This window comes from Euzebyella marina, from assembly GCF_003687485.1.
GTDB lineage: Bacteria > Bacteroidota > Bacteroidia > Flavobacteriales > Flavobacteriaceae > Euzebyella > Euzebyella marina.
Genome location: NZ_CP032050.1, coordinates 1,388,104 through 1,408,183, shown reverse-complemented (window position 1 = coordinate 1,408,183; position 20,080 = coordinate 1,388,104). Strand labels below are relative to the sequence as shown.

At 43.4% G+C, this 20,080-nt stretch carries 19 protein-coding genes; 8 read left to right on the top strand and 11 right to left on the bottom strand.

Translation table 11 applies throughout. The features are described 5' to 3' along the window. Position 1: 1 nt before the first annotated feature. Genes D1013_RS05780 through mraZ form a run of 11 tightly spaced genes read right to left on the bottom strand, consistent with a single transcriptional unit; the run spans position 2 to position 12,145 of the window. Entirely contained in the window at positions 2-721 is a 720-nt protein-coding gene (locus D1013_RS05780) for a cell division protein FtsQ/DivIB (RefSeq protein WP_121850623.1), read from the bottom strand. Beyond that, positions 711-2,063, bottom strand: a complete 1,353-nt coding sequence (murC, locus tag D1013_RS05775) for a UDP-N-acetylmuramate--L-alanine ligase (protein ID WP_121847966.1) — start codon at positions 2,061-2,063, stop codon at positions 711-713. The genes D1013_RS05780 and murC overlap by 11 nt, the downstream gene beginning before the upstream one ends. Positions 2,064-2,066: 3 nt before the next feature. Continuing rightward, positions 2,067-3,155: an undecaprenyldiphospho-muramoylpentapeptide beta-N-acetylglucosaminyltransferase gene (murG, locus tag D1013_RS05770; protein ID WP_121847965.1), complete on the bottom strand. Its 1,089-nt coding sequence runs from the start codon at positions 3,153-3,155 to the stop codon at positions 2,067-2,069. Next, on the bottom strand, positions 3,142-4,338 hold the full coding sequence (locus D1013_RS05765) for an FtsW/RodA/SpoVE family cell cycle protein (protein ID WP_121847964.1): 1,197 nt from the start codon (positions 4,336-4,338) through the stop codon (positions 3,142-3,144). The genes murG and D1013_RS05765 overlap by 14 nt, the downstream gene beginning before the upstream one ends. Positions 4,339-4,362: 24 nt before the next feature. Further along, on the bottom strand, positions 4,363-5,706 hold the full coding sequence (gene murD, locus D1013_RS05760) for a UDP-N-acetylmuramoyl-L-alanine--D-glutamate ligase (RefSeq protein ID WP_121847963.1): 1,344 nt from the start codon (positions 5,704-5,706) through the stop codon (positions 4,363-4,365). Position 5,707: 1 nt separating this feature from the next. Then, on the bottom strand, positions 5,708-6,928 hold the full coding sequence (gene mraY / locus D1013_RS05755; protein WP_121847962.1) for a phospho-N-acetylmuramoyl-pentapeptide-transferase: 1,221 nt from the start codon (positions 6,926-6,928) through the stop codon (positions 5,708-5,710). A gap of 49 nt (positions 6,929-6,977) precedes the next feature. Beyond that, positions 6,978-8,441, bottom strand: coding sequence for a UDP-N-acetylmuramoyl-L-alanyl-D-glutamate--2,6-diaminopimelate ligase (locus D1013_RS05750; protein ID WP_121847961.1), 1,464 nt, complete (start codon positions 8,439-8,441; stop codon positions 6,978-6,980). Further along, the gene (locus tag D1013_RS05745; RefSeq protein WP_121847960.1) at positions 8,438-10,444 is read right to left on the bottom strand and encodes a PASTA domain-containing penicillin-binding protein; all 2,007 of its coding nucleotides are present in this window, start codon (positions 10,442-10,444) and stop codon (positions 8,438-8,440) included. Before D1013_RS05745 ends, D1013_RS05750 begins: the two co-directional genes overlap by 4 nt. Before the next feature lie 2 nt (positions 10,445-10,446). Further along, a complete protein-coding gene (locus D1013_RS05740; RefSeq protein ID WP_121847959.1) occupies positions 10,447-10,773 on the bottom strand; it encodes an FtsL-like putative cell division protein in 327 nt (108 codons plus the stop codon). A 12-nt stretch (positions 10,774-10,785) separates the two neighbouring features. Further along, complete coding sequence (rsmH, locus tag D1013_RS05735; RefSeq protein WP_121850622.1) at positions 10,786-11,685, bottom strand: 16S rRNA (cytosine(1402)-N(4))-methyltransferase RsmH; 900 nt, start codon at positions 11,683-11,685, stop codon at positions 10,786-10,788. Continuing rightward, positions 11,675-12,145 (bottom strand): division/cell wall cluster transcriptional repressor MraZ, encoded by a 471-nt coding sequence (mraZ, locus tag D1013_RS05730; protein WP_121847958.1) that lies wholly within the window; start codon positions 12,143-12,145, stop codon positions 11,675-11,677. The genes rsmH and mraZ overlap by 11 nt, the downstream gene beginning before the upstream one ends. A 244-nt stretch (positions 12,146-12,389) precedes the next feature. Between mraZ and D1013_RS05725 the strand changes: the two genes are divergently transcribed. The 8 genes from D1013_RS05725 to D1013_RS05690 all read left to right on the top strand — a co-directional run bounded on the left by D1013_RS05725 (position 12,390) and on the right by D1013_RS05690 (position 20,074). Beyond that, entirely contained in the window at positions 12,390-13,154 is a 765-nt protein-coding gene (locus tag D1013_RS05725; protein WP_121847957.1) for an alpha/beta fold hydrolase, read from the top strand. A gap of 66 nt (positions 13,155-13,220) precedes the next feature. After that, a complete protein-coding gene (yihA, locus tag D1013_RS05720) occupies positions 13,221-13,838 on the top strand; it encodes a ribosome biogenesis GTP-binding protein YihA/YsxC (protein WP_240467930.1) in 618 nt (205 codons plus the stop codon). Between the two features lie 189 nt (positions 13,839-14,027). After that, entirely contained in the window at positions 14,028-14,768 is a 741-nt protein-coding gene (gene bla / locus D1013_RS05715; RefSeq protein ID WP_121847955.1) for a subclass B1 metallo-beta-lactamase, read from the top strand. Positions 14,769-15,101: 333 nt separating this feature from the next. Further along, a complete protein-coding gene (locus D1013_RS05710) occupies positions 15,102-16,091 on the top strand; it encodes a hypothetical protein (protein WP_121847954.1) in 990 nt (329 codons plus the stop codon). A gap of 346 nt (positions 16,092-16,437) precedes the next feature. Beyond that, on the top strand, positions 16,438-17,019 hold the full coding sequence (locus D1013_RS05705; RefSeq protein WP_121847953.1) for a Crp/Fnr family transcriptional regulator: 582 nt from the start codon (positions 16,438-16,440) through the stop codon (positions 17,017-17,019). A 96-nt stretch (positions 17,020-17,115) separates the two neighbouring features. Continuing rightward, on the top strand, positions 17,116-17,694 hold the full coding sequence (locus D1013_RS05700) for an NAD(P)H-dependent oxidoreductase (RefSeq protein ID WP_121847952.1): 579 nt from the start codon (positions 17,116-17,118) through the stop codon (positions 17,692-17,694). Positions 17,695-17,850: 156 nt separating this feature from the next. Continuing rightward, positions 17,851-18,639 carry a DUF6090 family protein gene (locus D1013_RS05695; protein WP_121847951.1) on the top strand — a complete coding sequence of 263 codons (789 nt, stop codon included), beginning with the start codon at positions 17,851-17,853 and terminating at the stop codon, positions 18,637-18,639. Further along, entirely contained in the window at positions 18,629-20,074 is a 1,446-nt protein-coding gene (locus D1013_RS05690; RefSeq protein WP_205601279.1) for a BNR-4 repeat-containing protein, read from the top strand. The genes D1013_RS05695 and D1013_RS05690 overlap by 11 nt, the downstream gene beginning before the upstream one ends. Positions 20,075-20,080: the final 6 nt, after the last annotated feature.

The window sequence follows — 20,080 nt, the reverse complement described above, 5'->3', positions numbered from 1 at the left end:
CTTATATTTTAGTGCACACTACTTGATTATTAAACTCTAAACTCACCATACCATAATCTTCCAAAGCCTTATCTCTTTTAGCCTTGACATAAAAGGCCTTGAAATTGGTAAACTTTTTATGCAGGTCGTTCACATCGCCCAATTCTACTAGGAACTGTTCCGTTCGAAATTTGAGTTGGTACTTGGTTTGCGACTCGATATGTATACCGATGATGTTCTTTCTCAAGAACTCATCTTTGTTTACATAGTTCAAAATTTCATATACATCTGCCAAGGTCTCACCACTTACCTTTCCGGTAATAATGGGTACACGTGCAGAATGGCTCATAGACAAAGGCATGCGTTGTCCTTGATCATCTAGATAAAACTGAGAATTCCCCTCTATACGTCCGATTGGTGTGCGTTGAATGATTTTCGACGCCAAATCCCCATTAACGGTGAGATAAACTTGTGCACTTTTCACCATTTCGTTGGCCTCGATGGCCTTCTCCATAGTATTCAAAACTAATTTTTCTTTGGGCACGTTTTCAAGGCTCCCAAATTTTTGTATTAACAATTTATTAACCGCGCCTTGAGTAATGTACAAGTTCTGGTCTCCGACGAATTCCACCTTCATTCCAGACACTTTTTTCTGCTGGCTTCTATGGTTCGAAAATGCGTAAAGCCCCGTAATTACGAGTACCAAACCCAACAACTTTATGTAGTTATAGTTAATTCGCATATTCAAACTCATTTTTTAGCTGACCGACCAACAGGCCAATATCTCCCGCACCCATCGTGATAAGTACATCAGGATTTTGTTCTTTTATTTCTTGTATCAGTTTGTTTTTTTCTACTTTTTTCTTATTCGGATTGTCAATTTTTTCCATCAACCAATCAGAAGTCACTCCTTCAATCGGCATTTCTCTCGCAGGATAGATATCCAACAGAACTACACTATCAAATTGCGCCAAACTCTTGGCGAAATCATCTACAAAATCCCTTGTTCTGGAAAAAAGATGTGGTTGAAATACCACTAATGCTTTTTTATTGGGATGCATTTCTGAGACGGCACTATACACTGCATCAATTTCTGTTGGGTGATGGGCATAATCATCGATAAACACAAACCCATCTCTTTTCACTTGATAAGAAAAGCGTCTTTGAACTCCTTTGAAAGTTGCCAACGCATCTGCCAACAATCGCGTCGGGTAACCGGAATAGGTTGCCATACCAAACGCCACCAAGGCATTTAACAGGTTGTGCCTGCCAGGTTTATTGAACTTAACTCCTGCAATAATTTCGTTCGGTGTACGGATATCAAAAAGGTAGGCACCACCTTCTACTTTTAAATTTTCTATGCAGTAATCGCTACCGTCATCAATGCCATAGGTCAACCCGTCAAGTGGGAGCCCGTTGCGAACGAACAGCTTGCCCTCTGGTTGTATCCTACCAACAAATTCTCCGAAGGACTTTCTCAATTCACTTACATCTCCGTAGATATCGAGGTGATCGGCATCCATCGAAGTAACACAAGCCACATCGGGAAAAAGACGAAGAAAAGAACGATCGAACTCATCGGCCTCTACTACCGAAAATTCGGTGCCTTCAAAAACAAAATTGGTATTGAAATCTTCTGAAATCCCTCCTAGAAACGCCGTAAACGGGGCTCCAACTTCTTTTAGCAAATGTGCCAGAATACTGGTCGTGGTAGTTTTACCATGCGTACCGGCCACTGCAAAGCAGTAAGAATCTTTGGTAATCAAACCCAAAACCTCAGATCTTTTCTTTACCTCAAAATCCCTATTCAAAAAATACTGGTACTGCGAGTGTTCTTTTGGTACCGCCGGGGTATAAACCACTAATGTTCTTGCGGCATCGCGATAACGCTCTTCGATTGCTTCTACCGAATCGGTATAGTGTACGTCAATGTCCAATTCGGACAATTCTCTGGTAAGGGGCGTTTCAGTTTTATCGTAACCGGCCACGTGCTTACCTATGAACTTGAAATAACGGGCAAGTGCAGACATACCGATACCTCCGATACCGATAAAAAAGACGTTATTTATGGTTTTCAAGTTCATTGACTAGTTCAAAAGTTTTTCTATTTCGTCTACAATATGCTTGGTTGCATCGGGTAGAGCCATTTTTCGAATATTGACCGACAAATCTTTTTGCATTTGGCTATTCGCACATAGTTCGGCAAAGGTTTTTTCAAATTTTTCATCGAGTTCCGATTCGCGCAGCATTATTGCGGCTTCTTCATCTACCAAGGCCTTAGCGTTCATCGTCTGATGGTCTTCGGCAACATTGGGTGATGGAATAAAAACCACTGGCTTGCCGACGATGCACAGTTCGGAGACCGCACCTGCACCCGATCTTGATATCATCATATCTGCGGCTATGTAGGCCAAATCCATCCGGTTTAAAAAATCAAAAACCTTCACTTGGTCCGACTCATATTTTTTGTACTTATCGATGTACAGCTTACCGCACTGCCATACTATTTGAACCCCTTGGGCCAACAAGAAATCAAGCTTTGTAGCAATGAGTTCATTAATACGTCTTGCGCCGAGGCTGCCCCCTAAAATCAACAGGATGGGCTTATGGCCAGCCAACCCGAAGTATTCGAGGGCCTCGGACTTATCTTGTCTTAACACCACCAAATCGCCCCGTACGGGATTGCCCGTCTTAACAATTTTATCAGCAGGAAAGAATTTTTCCATTCCGTCATAGGCCACACAAATCTTGGCGACCCGGTCTTTCAGAAGCTTGTTGGTAATACCGGCAAACGAATTCTGTTCTTGCAAAACACAGGGTATACCCTTGCCAGAAGCGACCCGAAGCATGGGGCCACTGGCAAAGCCACCCGTACCGATAACGGCATGGGGCTTAAAACGTTTCGCTATTTTATTTGCCTTCAACAAACTACTGATTACTTTAAAAGGAAACATTAAATTTTTAAGGGTCAGTTTCCGTTGCAACCCTGTGATCCAAAGACCTTCTATTTCATAACCGGCTTGGGGCACTTTTTCCATTTCCATTCTCCCTTCAGCCCCAACGAACAAAAATTCAGCATCAGGATGCCTCCTTTTCAGCTCATTTGCTATAGCTATGGCGGGGTAAATGTGCCCCCCTGTTCCCCCTCCTGAGAGTATGAATCTATAATTGCCCACTTAAAATCTCTAAAGGGTTCGTTTCATCTATCGAGGCAGATCTCGTCTCTGCCACCTGTTCTTTATTGCTAGCCCCCAGTATAATTCCTATGGCCAAACAGGTCATCCAGCTACTGGTACCGCCACGGCTTACCAAGGGCAAGTTTTGACCGGTAACCGGAAACAACTCGACCGCTACGGCCATGTTAATAAGCGCCTGAAAAATAATGGGCAGGCCTACCCCCAATACCAAAAGTTTACCGAAAATGGTGGCATTGGAATTGGCCACTACCGTAATTCTGAACAGTAAGAACAGATAGAACAGCATCAAGACCACTCCACCTATCAGTCCGTATTCTTCAACAATAATGGCATAGATAAAGTCGGAAGAACTCTGGGGCAAAAAGTTTTTTTGAATGCTCTTTCCGGCACCCTTACCAACGATACCTCCGGTGGCTATGGCAATCTTAGCCTTCTCTATCTGATAATTGGCTTCTGAATCCTCCGGATTGCTAAAGCTTTCGATTCGGCTCATCCAAGTATCTACCCTGTTAGGAAAAAGACCTGGAGCTGCCTTGGCCGTAAGAACGAAAAGAGTCAGACACAAGACACCTGTTCCTACAATGGCCAATAAATATTTTATAGGATATCCTCCTAAGAAACACAACAAAAGCACCATTGAAAATATAATGGCTGCCGTTGAAAAGTTTGCCGGCAAAATCAGCACGACCACAAAGAATACGGGCATCCACAGAGGCACGATGCTTTCTTTGAAGGTGACTTTTTTATCACGGACTTTCGAAAGGTATCGGGCCACATAAATCATCAAAACGACCGCCGCCAAGTTTGAGGGCTGAAATCCTCCGACAAAAGGAATACTGATCCAACGACTGGCGTTCGCCCCATCTATCGTAATACCTTGCGCCAATGTAAAGCCCAACAACACCAACACAATCGGCAAAGCGATAAGCGACAGGCCCTTGAAAAAATGGGTGGGTATTTTATGTACCCCATAAATGATACCGAAGCCCAACACTAAGAGCATGGCATGCTTCATCAAGTGACCGAACGTGGTACCGCTACCGACCACATAAACCAGGTTGCTACTGGCACTATAGACCGGCAAAAAAGAAAACAATGCCAATAGGGCTACCACGGCCCAAATGGCCTTATCTCCCTTGATATTTTGAAAAAATGACTTCACTCGTTTTCCTTTTCGAGGTTGACCTTATAGATTTTTTACTGCATTCTTGAACTGGTCGCCACGATCTTCATAATTCTTGAAAAGATCAAAACTGGCACAGGCAGGCGACAACAAGACCGTATCACCACGCTCTGCTATTTTATAGGCAACTTTTACGGCCTCATCCATAGCATATGTTTCAACCATTAAATCGACTACATTGCCAAAGGCATCTTTGAGTTTTTCATTGTCAAGGCCCAGGCAAACAATAGCCTTTACCTTTTCACGTACAAGCGGCATCAATTCTTTGTAGTCATTCCCCTTATCTTGTCCCCCTGCAATCCATACAACAGGGGTTTTAACACTATCCAAGGCGTAGAAAACCGAATTGACGTTGGTCGCCTTTGAATCGTTAATGTATTGTACGTGGTGTATTTTCAGTACTTTCTCCAACCGGTGGGGAGCACCCTGAAAACTTGCAATGCTCTCTCTGATCGATTGCTTTCTGATGCTTACCAATTTAGCGGCGGTCATGGCCGCCATCGAATTCTTTACGTTGTGTTTGCCCTCTAGCGCTAGTGTTTCTGTTGTCATTTCCAATGTGTCGTTTATGTCGTTACTTATCTTCAATATTATTTTTCCATCTTTTAAAAAAGCTCCGGTCTCCAGCTCCTTTTCCAATGAAAAAGGGAGCTTTTTTGATTTGATTGGGTGGTCGGCCAACCACTTCTCTATCACCGGATCATCGGCATCGTAGATGAAGTAATCATCTTCGGTCTGGTTCTCAACTATTCTAAATTTTGAGGCTATATAGTTCTCAAACTTATATTCATAGCGATCCAAGTGATCTGGGGTTATATTGGTGAGAATGGCTATGTGCGGTGCAAAATCAACAATGCCATCGAGCTGAAAACTGCTGATTTCAAGTACATAATGCTCAAAATCGTTCTCGGCCACCATTTGGGCATAGCTATCGCCAATATTACCTGCCATACCTACATTTAAACCTCCTTCTTTTAAGAGGTAATGCGTCAACATGGTGGTAGTGGTCTTACCGTTGCTTCCTGTAATGCCGATTAAATTGGCATCGGTATACCTTGACGCAAACTCTATTTCAGAAATTACCGGAACACCCTTGGCCAACAAAGCCTTTACTAAAGGAATCTTATCAGGTATTCCTGGGCTTTTCATTACCAAATCAGCATTCATAATCTTGCTTTCGGTATGCCCCTCGCCTTCCCAATCAATGTCAAAATGTTCAAGAACCTTTTGGTACTTATCTTTCAGCTTTCCGCTGTCGGAAACGAATACATCGTACCCTTTTTGCTTCCCAAGAATGGCAGTACCTACACCACTCTCTCCTCCTCCTAAGATGACCAGTCTTTTCATCTTAGCGAATCTTCAATGTCACGATCGTAAGAATGGCCAAGAGAATTCCTATAATCCAAAACCGGGTCACAATCTTACTTTCATGGTATCCTTTCACTTGATAGTGATGGTGAATGGGTGACATCAAGAAAATACGTCTGCCCTCACCAAATTTTTTGCGTGTGTACTTGAAGTAACTTACCTGTATCATTACCGAAAGCGATTCGGCAAAGAAGATTCCGCATAACAAGGGAATCAACAGTTCTTTGCGTACGATAATGGCGATAACGGCGATAATACCACCAATAGTCAAGCTACCGGTATCGCCCATAAATACTTGGGCGGGAAATGCGTTGTACCATAAAAACCCCACCAATGCCCCAACAAAAGCGGTAATAAAAACCACCAACTCACCTGAATTCGGAATGAACATGATATCGAGGTAATCGGAGAAAATAATATTACCCGATACCCATGCGAAAATGCCCAAGGTAAATACAATGATAGCGGAAGTACCCGCAGCCAGACCATCGATACCATCAGTAAGGTTGGCTCCGTTCGAAACGGCGGTAACTATTAATATGACAATGGGTATGAATACCAACCATGCGTATTTGGTTGCACCTTCACCGGCCCAACTGATAAAATCGCTATACTCTAACTGGTTATTCTTGAAAAATGGCACCGTAGTACTGGTCGATTTTATTTCTTGCCCCTCTACCGATTCAACGGTAAAGTTTTCAGTTATGATGCTGCTACTCTCTTCTTTCATGGTCACCCCCGGATGAAAGTACAGGGTAGCCCCTACACCAAGGCCTAGCACTACTTGCCCCATTATTTTAAAACGACCCTTAAGACCTTGCTTATCTTTCTTAAAAACCTTGATGTAATCATCGGTGAAACCGATAAAACCCATCCAAATCGTGGTTACGATCAAAAGGAGGATGTAAATATTCTCGAGTTTGGCGAATAACAGTACAGGAATAAGTGTGGACATGATAATAATCAAACCGCCCATGGTCGGAGTTCCGGCCTTTTGCTTTTGACCATCTAGACCTAAATCACGAATACTCTCGCCAATCTGTTGCTTTTGCAGAAATAGGATGATACGCTTACCATATACCGTGGCAATGAGCAATGAACACAGAATGGCCATAGCCGCCCTGAAGGTCATGAACTGAAATAGACCTGCCCCGGGCAACTGGTATTCTTTTTCCAAAAATTCGAACAAATAGTACAACATATCGTTTCAGGTTTCTCGGTGTTCGCTGCTTTTATTCTTGGTGGTTCGGTTATTTGTTTAGGTTGTCCAACTGTTGCTTCACAATCTTGAAATCATCAAAATCGATTCGCTTTCCATTGGTTTCCTGGTAGGTCTCATGACCCTTTCCTGCAATCAAAATAATGTCTTCGGAATCGGCCATTTGACAGGCCGCCTTAATGGCCTGCTCCCTATTTTCAATCGATAAAATTTTCTTGACGTTCTGAGGCTCTACCCCGGCCTCCATGTCTCTGATAATGGCACCAGGCGATTCACTCCGAGGATTATCGGAAGTAAAAATCGCCTGATTGCTCATCTCAGACGCGATATGACCCATAACCGGACGCTTAGAGCTGTCTCTATCGCCACCACACCCCACAACGGTGATGACGCGTTCATTTCCAGTTCTCAACGCACCGATTGTCTCGAGCACATTTTTAAGTGCATCCGGTGTATGGGCATAGTCCACTATCGCCGTAATCTTATTGGCAGATATATAGTATTGAAAGCGCCCATCTACGTTGTTCAGTTCGCTCAACAATCGCAAGGTCTCCAAGGTCTCAAGCCCCAAGAGATCCGCCGTTGCATAAATGGCCAGCATGTTATAGGCATTAAAATGACCTATCAGCTTGGTCCAGAATTCATATTCATTAATTTTTAAAAGCTGCCCGGTAAACTGTGCTTCCAGTACCTGCCCGCGGTAATCAGCGAACGATTTCAAGGCATAAGTAAGCTTTCTAGCCTTGGTGTTCTGTAACATAACAGAACCGTTCTTATCATCGATATTGCTCAGCGCAAACGCTTTTTTAGGCAATTCGTCGAACAGGATTTTCTTGGTATCGCGGTATTCGGCAAAAGTCTTATGGTAATCTAAATGGTCATGCGAAAGATTGGTGAAGATAGCACCTTCGAAAACCAAGCCTTTGGTACGTTTTTGATGAATACCGTGCGAACTCACTTCCATAAAGCAAAACTCTACTCCGGCATCGTTCATCATTGCCAAATGCTTATTGATGACCAGAGCATCAGGTGTGGTATGGGTGGTGGAAAAAACCTCGTCATCTACCATAATCTTGATGGTCGACAACAGCCCCACTTTATACCCAGCCTTTTTGAACAACTGGTATAGCAAACTACTAATGGTCGTTTTACCATTCGTACCGGTAACACCTACCAATTTTAAATTTTTGGAGGGATTGCCGTAAAAATTGGAAGCCATAACCGCCAAGGCCGTATTACCATCGGAGACCTCAACATAGGTTATCCCATTGACCAATAATTCAGGAAGCTTTTCACAAACTATCGCCTTCGCGCCTAGGTCGACCGCCTTTTGAACGTACAGATGCCCATCGGTAATGGTACCTTTGATGGCCACAAAAACATCGTCCATAGCGACCTTTCGAGAATCGAATTGAATCTCGTTCACCAGAATATCTGTAGACCCGTTCACTGCGGTTAGCCCCGCACCGTATAATATGTCCTTTAAAAGCTTCAAGATAGTTCTAGGGTTATTTTCTTCGCCTTCTGTATGTCGGTACCATGCGAAACGGACTGCTTTCTAACCTTTCCGTTGCCTTTGACCTCTACTTCAAGACCTAAATTCTCTAATATGGATATGGCATCCATGCCGCTCATACCCTTTACATTGGGCACTTTGCGATATTCTTTTTGCGCTTCGGCGTAGTATTTCTGATAGTTGTTTTCCAAACGGTCATCTTCGACCTCTTCCATCTCCACCTCATCTATCAAAGGGTTGGAGGCATATACTTTTTGGGCGATGGATTTAAATACCGGTCCGCTTACATCGGCACCATAATAACCGACCCCTTTATCAGGCTCGTGAATGACAACGATGCAAGAATATTTTGGGTTCTCGGCAGGAAAGTAACCGGCAAAGGTCGATATATACTTGAGCTTGTCGGGGTCTTTAGAAACGTAGTTCTTCTGTGCAGTCCCGGTTTTTCCGGCCATTGAAAAATTGCGCGAATACAATTTATGCCCGGTACCATAATCTTTCTCTACCACGTTTTTGAGCAAATCGCGCACTTTGGACGCCGTTTCTTGCGAGCAGATAGAATTATCGATTACTTCTTTATCGAATTTTTGCACGGTACGGTCCCACTCGCGCACTTCTTTGATCAAGCGTGGCTTTACCATTTCACCATCGTTAGCAATGGCATTGTAAAAAGTCAAAGTCTGTAAAGGTGTCATCGATACCTCGTACCCATAGGCCATTTGGGCCAATGATAAACCTGACCAACCTTTATCGCCCGGGGAACGCAATACAGGCTTGCCCTCGCCCTTAATAGGTAGGTCGAGTTCACGGTGTACGTTCATCGACATCAATCGGTTCACGAATTTATCGGGGTTCTCTTTGTAACCGTTGTGTATCACTTGCGCAAAGGCCGTATTGGAAGAAACCTCGAAAGCCTTGGCAAAAGAAATCTTACCATACCCGCCCCATTTCGAATCGCGCACACGGTGGTTGTATATTTTCCAGGTACCGTCGTGGGTATCTATCACATCAGTAGTGTCAACTACCCCGTCTTCCAAGGCAGCTACCATGGTCATCAGCTTAAAGGTAGAACCGGGTTCATGCGATTCACCTACCGCGTAGTTCAGTCTTTCATAGTATTTACCGCCTTCGGTTCGGCCTAAATTGGAAATGGCCTTCACCTCACCGCTCTCGGTTTCCATCACAATGACACAACCATGATCGGCCTGGTACTTTTCCAACTGGCCCAACAAAGCGTGATGGGCAATATCTTGAATGTTGATATCGATGGTGGAAATAACGTCATACCCATCTTTTGGTTCTACAATATTGTCCCACCCGATAGGTTTCCATTGACCCTTGGCGATTTTTTGCTTTAACCTCTTGCCTTCTACTCCTCTCAGGTACTCCCCAAAAGCACCCTCGAGACCTACACGGGTATAATAGCCGTTTTCATCGACACGCTCGTAACCGACACTCCTTTCGGCAATCTTGCCCAACGGGTGCTCACGAACGGTCTTTTGCTCGATGATCAAACCACCTTTATACGGACCTTTATTAAAAAGCGGAAACTCTTTAACCGCCATATATTCAGAATAATCGAGGTTTCTCGCAATCAACGCATAGCGGTTCTTGTTCACCCTTGCTTTGCGAAGCAATTGCTGATAATGCGATGGCGATTGCCCCAACATGCGCGACAAGGCATTTGAAAGAGGCACCACATTTTCTTTAAAGTCGGCATCTTTCACGGTAACGGCATCGAAACGAATGGTGTACCGTGAAACTGAAGTCGCCAAAAGACTACCATCATCGGAATAGAGATTACCGCGATTCGGAGCGATGGTAAACATCTTCTCGGTACGCTGCATGGCCATCTCTTGGTACTTGTCGCCCTGCACCATTTGAATGTTCACCAATTTGAACAAGATGGCACCGGCAAACAAAAACAGGCATGCCACTACAAAGTAGAGTCGGTTCAATATGTTTTTCTCGGTAACAGCCACTATTACTCTTCTTCTTGGTTAGATTTTACCTTGATTTGCTTAGGTGGAACGGCCGGAGGATAAAGGCCCTTTTCGGCCACAATTTCCAACACGGTCGATTCAAGTTTCAACTTTTGCACATCGGAGCGCACATCGACAAATTCGCTGCGCAGTTCTTTTACTTCTTCATTAAGTGCGGCAATCTGGTGCACCTTTTTATCGGCACTATGCGAGCTACCGATCATGACCGTTGCCAAAAAGGATATGAACAGGATAAACAGCCAATGCTTCGGTGCATCGCCGCTCACCAAAAACTTACCTCTGAGTATGTTCAACAATCCGTTTTTCACTTGTATCTATTTTTAATCTTTTATTCGTTTTGCAATGCGCAGTTTCGCACTTCGCGCCCTATTGTTCTGGGCTATTTCGTCTGCAGACGGTGTTACCAACTGGCCTACTTTTTTAAAGGGCACCGAGATATTTCCGTAGAAATCTTTTTCGGGCTCGCCCTCAAATTGTCCGGCCCTGATGTACCGCTTTACCAATCGATCCTCTAACGAGTGGTAACTGATGATACTCAACCGTCCTCCTTCTTCCAATAAATCGGGCGTCTGAAGCAAAAACTCTTCGATGACCGCGATCTCTTGGTTCACCTCAATGCGAATGGCCTGATATATCTGCGCCAGTATCTTTTGCTCGCGCCCTTTGGGCAAGAACCGGCCCAACACCTGCTTCAACTGCTCAGTAGTTTTAATGGGCGCCTCTTCCCTACGCTCTACCAAGGTCTTTGCAATGGCATTGGCGTTTCGCAAATCGCCGTACTGAAAAAGCAACCTGCGCAAATCATCGAACTCATATTCGTTGACCACCTGATAGGCCGACAGCTCACTACTTTGGTCCATTCGCATATCGAGTTCGGCATCAAAGCGGGTAGAAAAACCGCGCTCGGCCTTATCGAACTGATGCGACGAAACCCCAAAATCGGCCAAAATTCCGTCTACTTTCCGAATGCCATAGAACTTTAAATACTGTGCGATGAACCTAAAATTGGCGTTGATCAGCGTAAACCGCCCATCGTTCAATTTGTTTTCAAGTGCATCGGTATCTTGATCAAAAGCGAAAAGCTTTCCTTCGCTTCCCAATCGATTCAATATTTCTTTGCTGTGCCCGCCTCCACCGAAGGTGACATCCACATAAACACCATCTTCTTTGATGGCCAGCCCATCAACGGACTCTTGCAATAGAACAGGGTTATGATACATCTTCATCGTCTCCGTCTTCACCCATGACCTCTTCGGCCAAAGCGGCAAAATCTTCCGCCGTATCTTCAAGCACTTGCTCGTAACTGTCCTTGTCCCAAATCTCTATGATATTGATGGCCGAACTAAGCACCACCTCTTTGGTAATATTTGCCACATCTACCAAGTTCTTTGGTATGAGCAATCTTCCTGCAGCATCAACCTCCACCACCTTAACACCCGCCTGAAAACGACGAATGAAATCGTTGTTCTTTTTTTTGAACCTGTTCTTCTTGTTCACCTTCGCCATGAGCAGATTCCACTCATCCATCGGATACAGTTCTAAACAGGGCTGAAAGACCGACCTTTTGATAACAAAACCCTTGTTCAGAATGGGCGACATCTGATTTTTTAGCGCAACCGGAACCATTATCCTACCTTTGGCATCGGCTTTACAATCGTATGTTCCAATGAAATTGATCACGCTAAATGGCTAGTTTTTCAGTACTATAACTCAAAACTACAAATTTTATTACCACATTTTACCACAAATTACCACTTTGTTGATAAATTGTGGCTTTTGTGCATATCATAAACCCAACAAGCATGGGTTTTGTGGGCGATGGTTTTGTGGGAAAGAGACAAATTTGGTTACTTTACGGCTCGGCATAACGTATGTGCATATGTTGGAAATGCCTATCTTTGGCCGACGATGATAAGCACCGTGAATGGAAGACAACATTATTAAGGAAGGAAAATACCGGTACATGGAGATAGGGGAAGGAACCCCTATCATTATATTGCACGGGCTCATGGGTGGGCTCAGCAACTTTCAAGGTGTTACCGATTTTTTCCCGAAAAAAGGTTATAAGGTTCTTGTACCCGAGCTGCCCATTTACGACATGCCCATGCTAAAGACCAACGTGAAGCAATTCGCCAAGTTTTTAGAAGGTTTCATTGAGTTCAAAGGCTTGAACGATGTTATTCTGTTGGGCAATTCATTAGGCGGGCATATCGGGCTTTTACACACAAAAATGTACCCTGAAATGGTCAAGGCACTGGTCATTACCGGAAGCTCCGGGCTTTATGAAAGTGCCATGGGCGACGGTTACCCGCGCAGGGGCGATTACGAGTTCATCAAAAAGAAGGCCGAGGCCGTTTTTTATGATCCCGCCGTGGCGACCAAAGAAATAGTTGACGAGGTGTTCGCGACCGTTAACGACCGCAACAAAATCATCAAGACATTGGCCATTGCCAAAAGTGCCATTCGCCACAATATGGCGAACGACCTGCCCACTATGGAAACCCCTACCTGTATCATCTGGGGCGAAGACGATAACGTGACCCCACCCGATGTAGCCAATCTTTTTCATGAGCTGCTGCCCGACTCAGACCTCTTTTGGATCGAGAAATGCGGACATGCACCTATGATGGAGCACCCCATAGAATTCAACGATATTTTAGACAGCTGGTTAGAGAAGCGAGGCTTTTAAGTATCTACTTTCTGACTAAAACACGCCAACACTCGGCCTGAAAAAACCACACAAACAAGAATTTACGTGCATATAAAAACGGCCAATTTCGTAATTAGCAATTCAGAGGTAGCCAAGTGCCCCAACGAGCTCTTGCCCGAATACGCCTTTATCGGCCGTAGTAACGTGGGCAAATCATCGTTGATCAATATGCTTACCGAACGTAAAAGCTTGGCCAAAACATCTGGCAGACCCGGAAAAACGCAGCTTATCAACCATTTTAAAATCAATGAAAATTGGTTTTTGGTCGACCTGCCCGGTTATGGCTACGCGCGTGTCTCAAAGAAAGACAAAAAGACCTTTCAAAAATACATTACCGATTATTTTACCCAGCGCGAACAATTGGTCTGCGCCTTTGTATTGGTCGATATTCGCCACAGTCCGCAGCAAATTGATATGGACTTTATGGAATGGCTCGGAGAGCACCAAGTACCCTTCTGCATTATATTCACCAAGGCCGATAAATTGAAGCCTGGGGCCATTCAGCGCCATGTGACCGAATACCTTCAAGAGCTAGAAAAAGGCGCTTGGGAAGAAGCCCCTGCGTATTTCGTTACCTCATCGTCAAAAGGTATGGGCCGCGACGAGCTACTGGCCTACATTGATGGTATCAACCTCGATTTTTTCAAGGCGGTTCAAAAGTAACCTCTGTGGGGCCCAAAAGCTGTTCACAGTCGGTTCAACACTCCTCCCTTTTTGATAGGTTCAGACTTTTAATTTCCTTTACATTGGGCATTGCCGGTCTTGCTTTGACAATAAAAAATGTCTTGCCACCACACTTTTACTCTCTTTTTTGAATGGTATTCGCCTATATTTATGAAAAGAATACTACCCATGCGCCAAAGAATAGCTTCATTGCTTTTGTTATCTTTTTTCGTGCTGGCTTCTTGCAAGTCAACCAAAACCCCGTATGCCTATACCAGTGAGACCCTGCAAATCGTGCCGTTAAGCGACAAAAGCTTTATGCACATCTCTTACCTGCAAACCGACTCTTTTGGAAAAGTAGCCTGTAACGGACTCATCTATATGAACGGAAACGAAGCGGTCGTGGTCGATACCCCAACGGAAAACAAGGTAAGCGAAGAACTGATTGAATGGATTACCGACACGCGGAAGAAACAACTGAAGGCCGTTATCGCCAACCATTTTCACGATGATTGTGTGGGCGGACTGCAGGCCTTTCACGAAAAAGGCATTCCCTCTTACGGAAACTACTTGACCTTGCAACTGGCCGAAAAAGAAGGCAATCAAGTGCCCCAGAACGGTTTTGAGGACCATTTTGAACTGCAAGTGGGAAATGGAAGCATCATCAACCAGTTTTTGGGCGAAGGCCATACCCGTGACAATATCGTCAGTTATGTGCCCGAAGACCAACTGCTGTTTGGCGGATGCCTCGTAAAAGAAATGGATGCCACCAAAGGTTATTTGGGGGACGCCAATGTTGCAGAATGGAGCACAACCGCTCTCAAAATAAAAAGCACCTTTTCGCAACTAAAAATCGTGGTTCCCGGGCATGGCAATCCGGGAGGCATTGAATTATTGGATTATACCGCTCAACTTTTTCAAGAACCTTAATGTAAACAAAGCCTCAAAAAGTTGCCCTATATTGATAATACCCGAGCCAATACCTCTCAATTTGAGGGTTAGCGAATTGCTTTGGCTTTGAATTATAAAAAACACTATTTTTAGGTTTTTACTTCCCCTAAGTTTAAGATTTTACCGACTACGCTTTTCTGTAAAGGAATGGAAAAGTGATGTGGTATTTTTAGGCAAGCATAAGTTCTTAGAACCTGAGTTATAGAATATTTGGTATGGAGCTAGTACTTTCATTTTAGTATTTATTTATAGCCAGGCGATGATTGAGGTAAATATTTATAATCAAAACTGCTTATAATAATTGAAAAATAAATGGCAACTTTAAGAGGAGCGATAAGGTCGTATGGCGCAACCGTTCGAAGAATAGAAAGAGAACAGCAAAGAAGGAATAGAGAAGCTGCAAAAAGATTCAAAGAACAACAGAAACTTCAAGCATTAGCGGATGCTAGTCAAGCTGTAGAAGACTATAACAATTATGTCGAAATTCTGCAATCCGTTCATAAAAACTGTACCGAATCGGTGGATTGGAATAGAATTAAAAATCACCCTAAACCTCTTAAACCAACAGAGGAATGGGAAAATGAGCTTAAAGCTAAAACTAAACTTGAAAATTTCAGACCATCACTTTTTGATACAATATTTGGTTCATCCAAAAAGAAAATAACACGATTGGAAGACGCTATTAACCTAGCATCGGAAAAAGACCGAAAACAAAATGATCTTAACTTTGAAAAATATAAGCAAGAATTAAATGATTGGACAAGGCTTCAAAATATCTCTGATGGAATTGATCAAAAGAATCCTGAAGCTTATAAAGAAGCTTTACTCTATTTCGACCCATTCTCTGATATTGGGGAGTTAGGTTCGAAATTAGATTTCAAGTTTGAAGAAAATTTAATTGATATTAATCTTCATGTTAATAGTTTAGATATTATTCCAGATTATGAGTTGCGGCAGACTTCAACTGGAAAATTGTCTAAGAAAAATATGGCAAAGTCAAAATATAATGAGCTTTACCAAGACCATATTTGTAGTGCGGTTATCCGTATTGCCAGAGAAGTTTTTGCTTATTTGCCAGTTGAATATGTAAGGGTAAATGCCATGGCAGAGTTGCTTAACACCAAGACAGGGCATATGGAAGAAAAAGCAATTTTATCAGTTATTGTTCCACCAGAGACTATACAAAAATTGAACTTAGATACCATTGACCCTTCTGATAGTATGCAAAATTTTGTCTATAACATGAAGTTTGTTAAAACAACAGGATTCAAGGAGGTTTCAAAAGTAGAATTAGAAGATTAATTATTAAGAAGAGGAGCTGGGGCACAAACTAGTTCTATTTCCTATCTTAATTTCAGTACCGCGATTTGCTCAATCCTTTTACATATACCACTAACGTTAAGTATTGGATACAAATTTCTTATTCCATAATAAAGCCGAGCCAAAGGCCTTAATATTGAAAAACCATTAAAATTTTAGTCTTTCGTTTTATCTCATAGGTTTTTTGACCATTATACCTCCTATTTCGCATACAATTGTTACTTCAGAAATAATAGGTTCAATATGGTAGAATTCAAGAATCTAGAATATTGCTCCTATTATTTTCTAGTTATTTTTATCGGAGTATTTAACCTCTACGGTTTTCCCTATGAACATTGAAAAAGTAATCCAACAGATTGAAAAAAGTTATACGCCCCTACCACCTGAATGTTGGCAGGCCTTTTTACCGCATACACAGATCAAATCGTATCAAAAGGGCGATATCGTCGTGCGGGAAGGGCAGTTTGCCAAAAGGGCCTATCTAATTGTAGAAGGTTGCGGTCGCGCCTATTATCTCAAAGACGGAAAAGACATTTCTGATTGGTTTACTTTTGAACATCAATTTATGGCACCTATTGTCAGCTTTTTTAGCGAAAAGCCGAGTCCGCATTGCCTAGAATTTTTAGAAGATGCCACCGTTCTAGAGTTCTCAAAAGAAAGCCTAGACGAAGTTTCCCAAAAGCATCATGAATTCGAACGTTTTATGAGAGAGGTAGTAACCGAAACCATGTTACTTCTGTGCGATCGATTGAATGCCATACAGTTCAACAAGGCCGAAGACCGTTATCGCCACTTGCTGAACATGTACCCCGATATTACCAACCGAATTTCGCTCACCCATATCGCCTCGTATCTCGGGATTACCCTAGAGACCTTAAGCCGCATTCGCAAACCGAAAAACGGAATTTGATGTATATCAAATGAATTGGCGATCAAAGAGCGGTACTTTGTAAAAATTAGAGTTGTGCAAGGCTTCTGCCGGCTCAACTGCACTACCTGCTTTTACATGAAAAAAATACTGATTATCAACGGCCACCCCGATGCCGAAAGTTACAATGCCGCCCTGACCGAGGCTTATCTAAAAGGAGCCCAAAAGTCGGGCGCCGAAATCGCCCTCATCAACATTCGAGACCTTCACTTTAACCCCAACCTTCAGTTCGGCTACCGAAAGCGCACCGAACTGGAGCCCGATTTGTTGCAGGCCCAAAAGCAAATAAAATGGGCAGACCACTTGGTATGGGTGTATCCGGTTTGGTGGGGCTCGGTACCCGCCCTTATGAAAGGATTTTTAGACAGGGTACTTTTGCCAGGCTTTGCGTTCAAGAAAAGGGAAGGTTCCGTTTGGTGGGACAAATACCTAACTGGAAAAACCGTGCGTATCATTTCTACGATGGATCAGCCCAATTGGTACTACCGACTCGTTTACGGCAGCCCATCGCACAAGGCCATGAAAAGACTTACGATGCAATTTGTAGGGGTGAAATCGGTAAAAATTACCGCGATAGGCCCAATACGGCTTTCCAAAGACGAGTTCAGGCAAAGATGGTTGGAGAAAGTAGAACGAATGGGAGAAAGCAATAAATGAAATAGGCTGCATTCCGAAATCTAGTTTTTAAAGGAAGAAGTCCATAGTCATCTGGTACGGGCTATTTTCTTATCTTTCCTAGGTAAGAACGACCCTCCTATTCTATACCCCGCTATTACGTGAAGGTTGTTTTTGCCCGACCAACCAACACCTACTATGAAGATTTTTAGAAAACTCCGCCAAAAACTGCTTTCAGAAAACGCACCCAACGGTACGGCCAACAAGTTGAGCAAATATTTGATCTACGCCATTGGCGAGATCGTACTCGTAGTCATCGGTATTTTAATAGCGGTCGCCATCAACAATAATCAACAGCGCAATATTCTAGAGCGTAAAGAACAGACCTACCTGCGGGGCCTTCAGAATGAATTCGAAACCAGTAAATCAAAACTCACCCAGCTCATCAAGGTCAACCAAGAAAATTACACGAACGCAGAAAAGATATTGGAGCATACCAACCAAGCAGAAAGCGCCCTGTCAGAAAAAGAATTTTCCAATTTGTTGTTCAACTCCTTTGCATTCGATATCTCGTTCAATGCCAACAATTCCCTTTTGAACGAAATGATCAATTCGGGCAGCTTAAAAGATATCTCCAACGACGGGTTACGCATACTTCTCACCAATTGGGGAGCCACCATGGAGGATATTGCGCGACAAGAGTTTGAATTGGGCGAACAGCGGGTCAAAGTGCTCGATATGTTCAGAACCGACCGATACAGCATTCGAACCATCTTCGCCCAGACCAATGCCGATAACGGTCTCACCCTAAACGAACAAGATGCTACGGTCAGTAATTTATCCCTTTTGCAGTCTTTGGCTTTTGAGAACAATGTGCTTATGTTCCATTCGACCAGCCTGTCTACCGAAAAGACACATTATCTGCCCTTAATGCAAGAACTGGATGCCATTCTCAACTTGCTCAAAAATGAGATTGATGAAGAGTAACACACAGATTCTGGTTCAAAAGAAATCCGTATCAGACATAACCTATTGCGGCCTGCTCATGGTATTCGTTCTTTTTGGTTTCTATTCGTCCCTCTATGCACAGGAGCCAGCAGCCCATAAAAAAGTAGATGGTTATCGCGGCATCTGGTTTGAACTAAACCAAAAATACGAGTACGGCGATAAGTATTCAGGAGCCTTAGGCACCTATACCGCCAAACATACCCCATTGGCCATCTATTCAAAAGAAGTGAACAAAACCTTTTTTGTGTATGGAGGCACCAAATCGGCAAAGCAACGTTACCTACTTTGCATGATCGGGGAATTTGATCATGGTACCAAAAAAGTAAGCAAACCTACCATTGTTCACGATAAGAACGGAGTAGACGACCCCCACGACAACCCTTCCCTATTGTTGGATGACAAGGGGTATATCTGGGTATTCGTAAGCGGAAGGGGCAAGCAGCGGCCAGGTTACAAATACAAGAGCACGAAGCCTTATGACATTTCCAGTTTCGAACAAATTACGGAAGAGGAAATGACCTATCCGCAACCTTGGTTCACACAACATGGTTTCTTTAATTTTTTCACCAAATACGAGGGTGTGCGGCAGCTATTCTTTGAATCTAGCAAGGATGGTACAAACTGGACGGAAGACCAGTTATTGGCAGCTATACCTGAATCTAGGGGAGAAAGGTCGGGCCATTATCAGGTCAGTGGCACTTATCAAGGTAAAAAGGTAGGTACTTTTTTCAATCGACACCCAGAAGGAAACGTAGACAAGCGCACAGACCTGTATTATGTAGAATCTACCGATTTCGGCAAAAGCTGGAAAAATACCAAGGGTAAAAAAGTGAAAATACCCATGAAGAAAAAAAGAACTTCGGCACGTGTCATCAACTACGCGAAAGCCGGCAAAAATGTGTACATGAAAGACTTGGCCTTTGACAAGTACGGTAACCCGGTCTGTTTGTACATTAGAAGTAATGGCTTTGAACCGGGCCCTAGCAGCGTACCTTACGAATGGTGCGTCACCAAATGGAACGGAAAAAACTGGCAAACGACCGTCATTACAACTTCAGACCATAATTACGACATGGGTAGTTTATATATCGAGGATGATAGATGGATGGTAGCAGGGCCTACTGAAATCGGTCCGCAACAATGGGGCGTCGGTGGAGAAATTGCCCTTTGGTCATCGACCGACCAAGGAAACAATTGGTCAAAAACAAAAGTGATTACCAAAAACAGCCAACTGAGTCATTCGTATGTGCGAAAACCGGTGAATTATCAAGCTCCTTTTGTCTTTTTTTGGGCGGATGGCGATTCGCATAATTTTAGTCAATCGCACCTTTATTTCGGAGATTGGGAGGGCAATGTATGGCAGTTACCTTACGAGATGCAACAGGAGAATGAAGCTCCCCTTAAAATCAATTAAACTGGC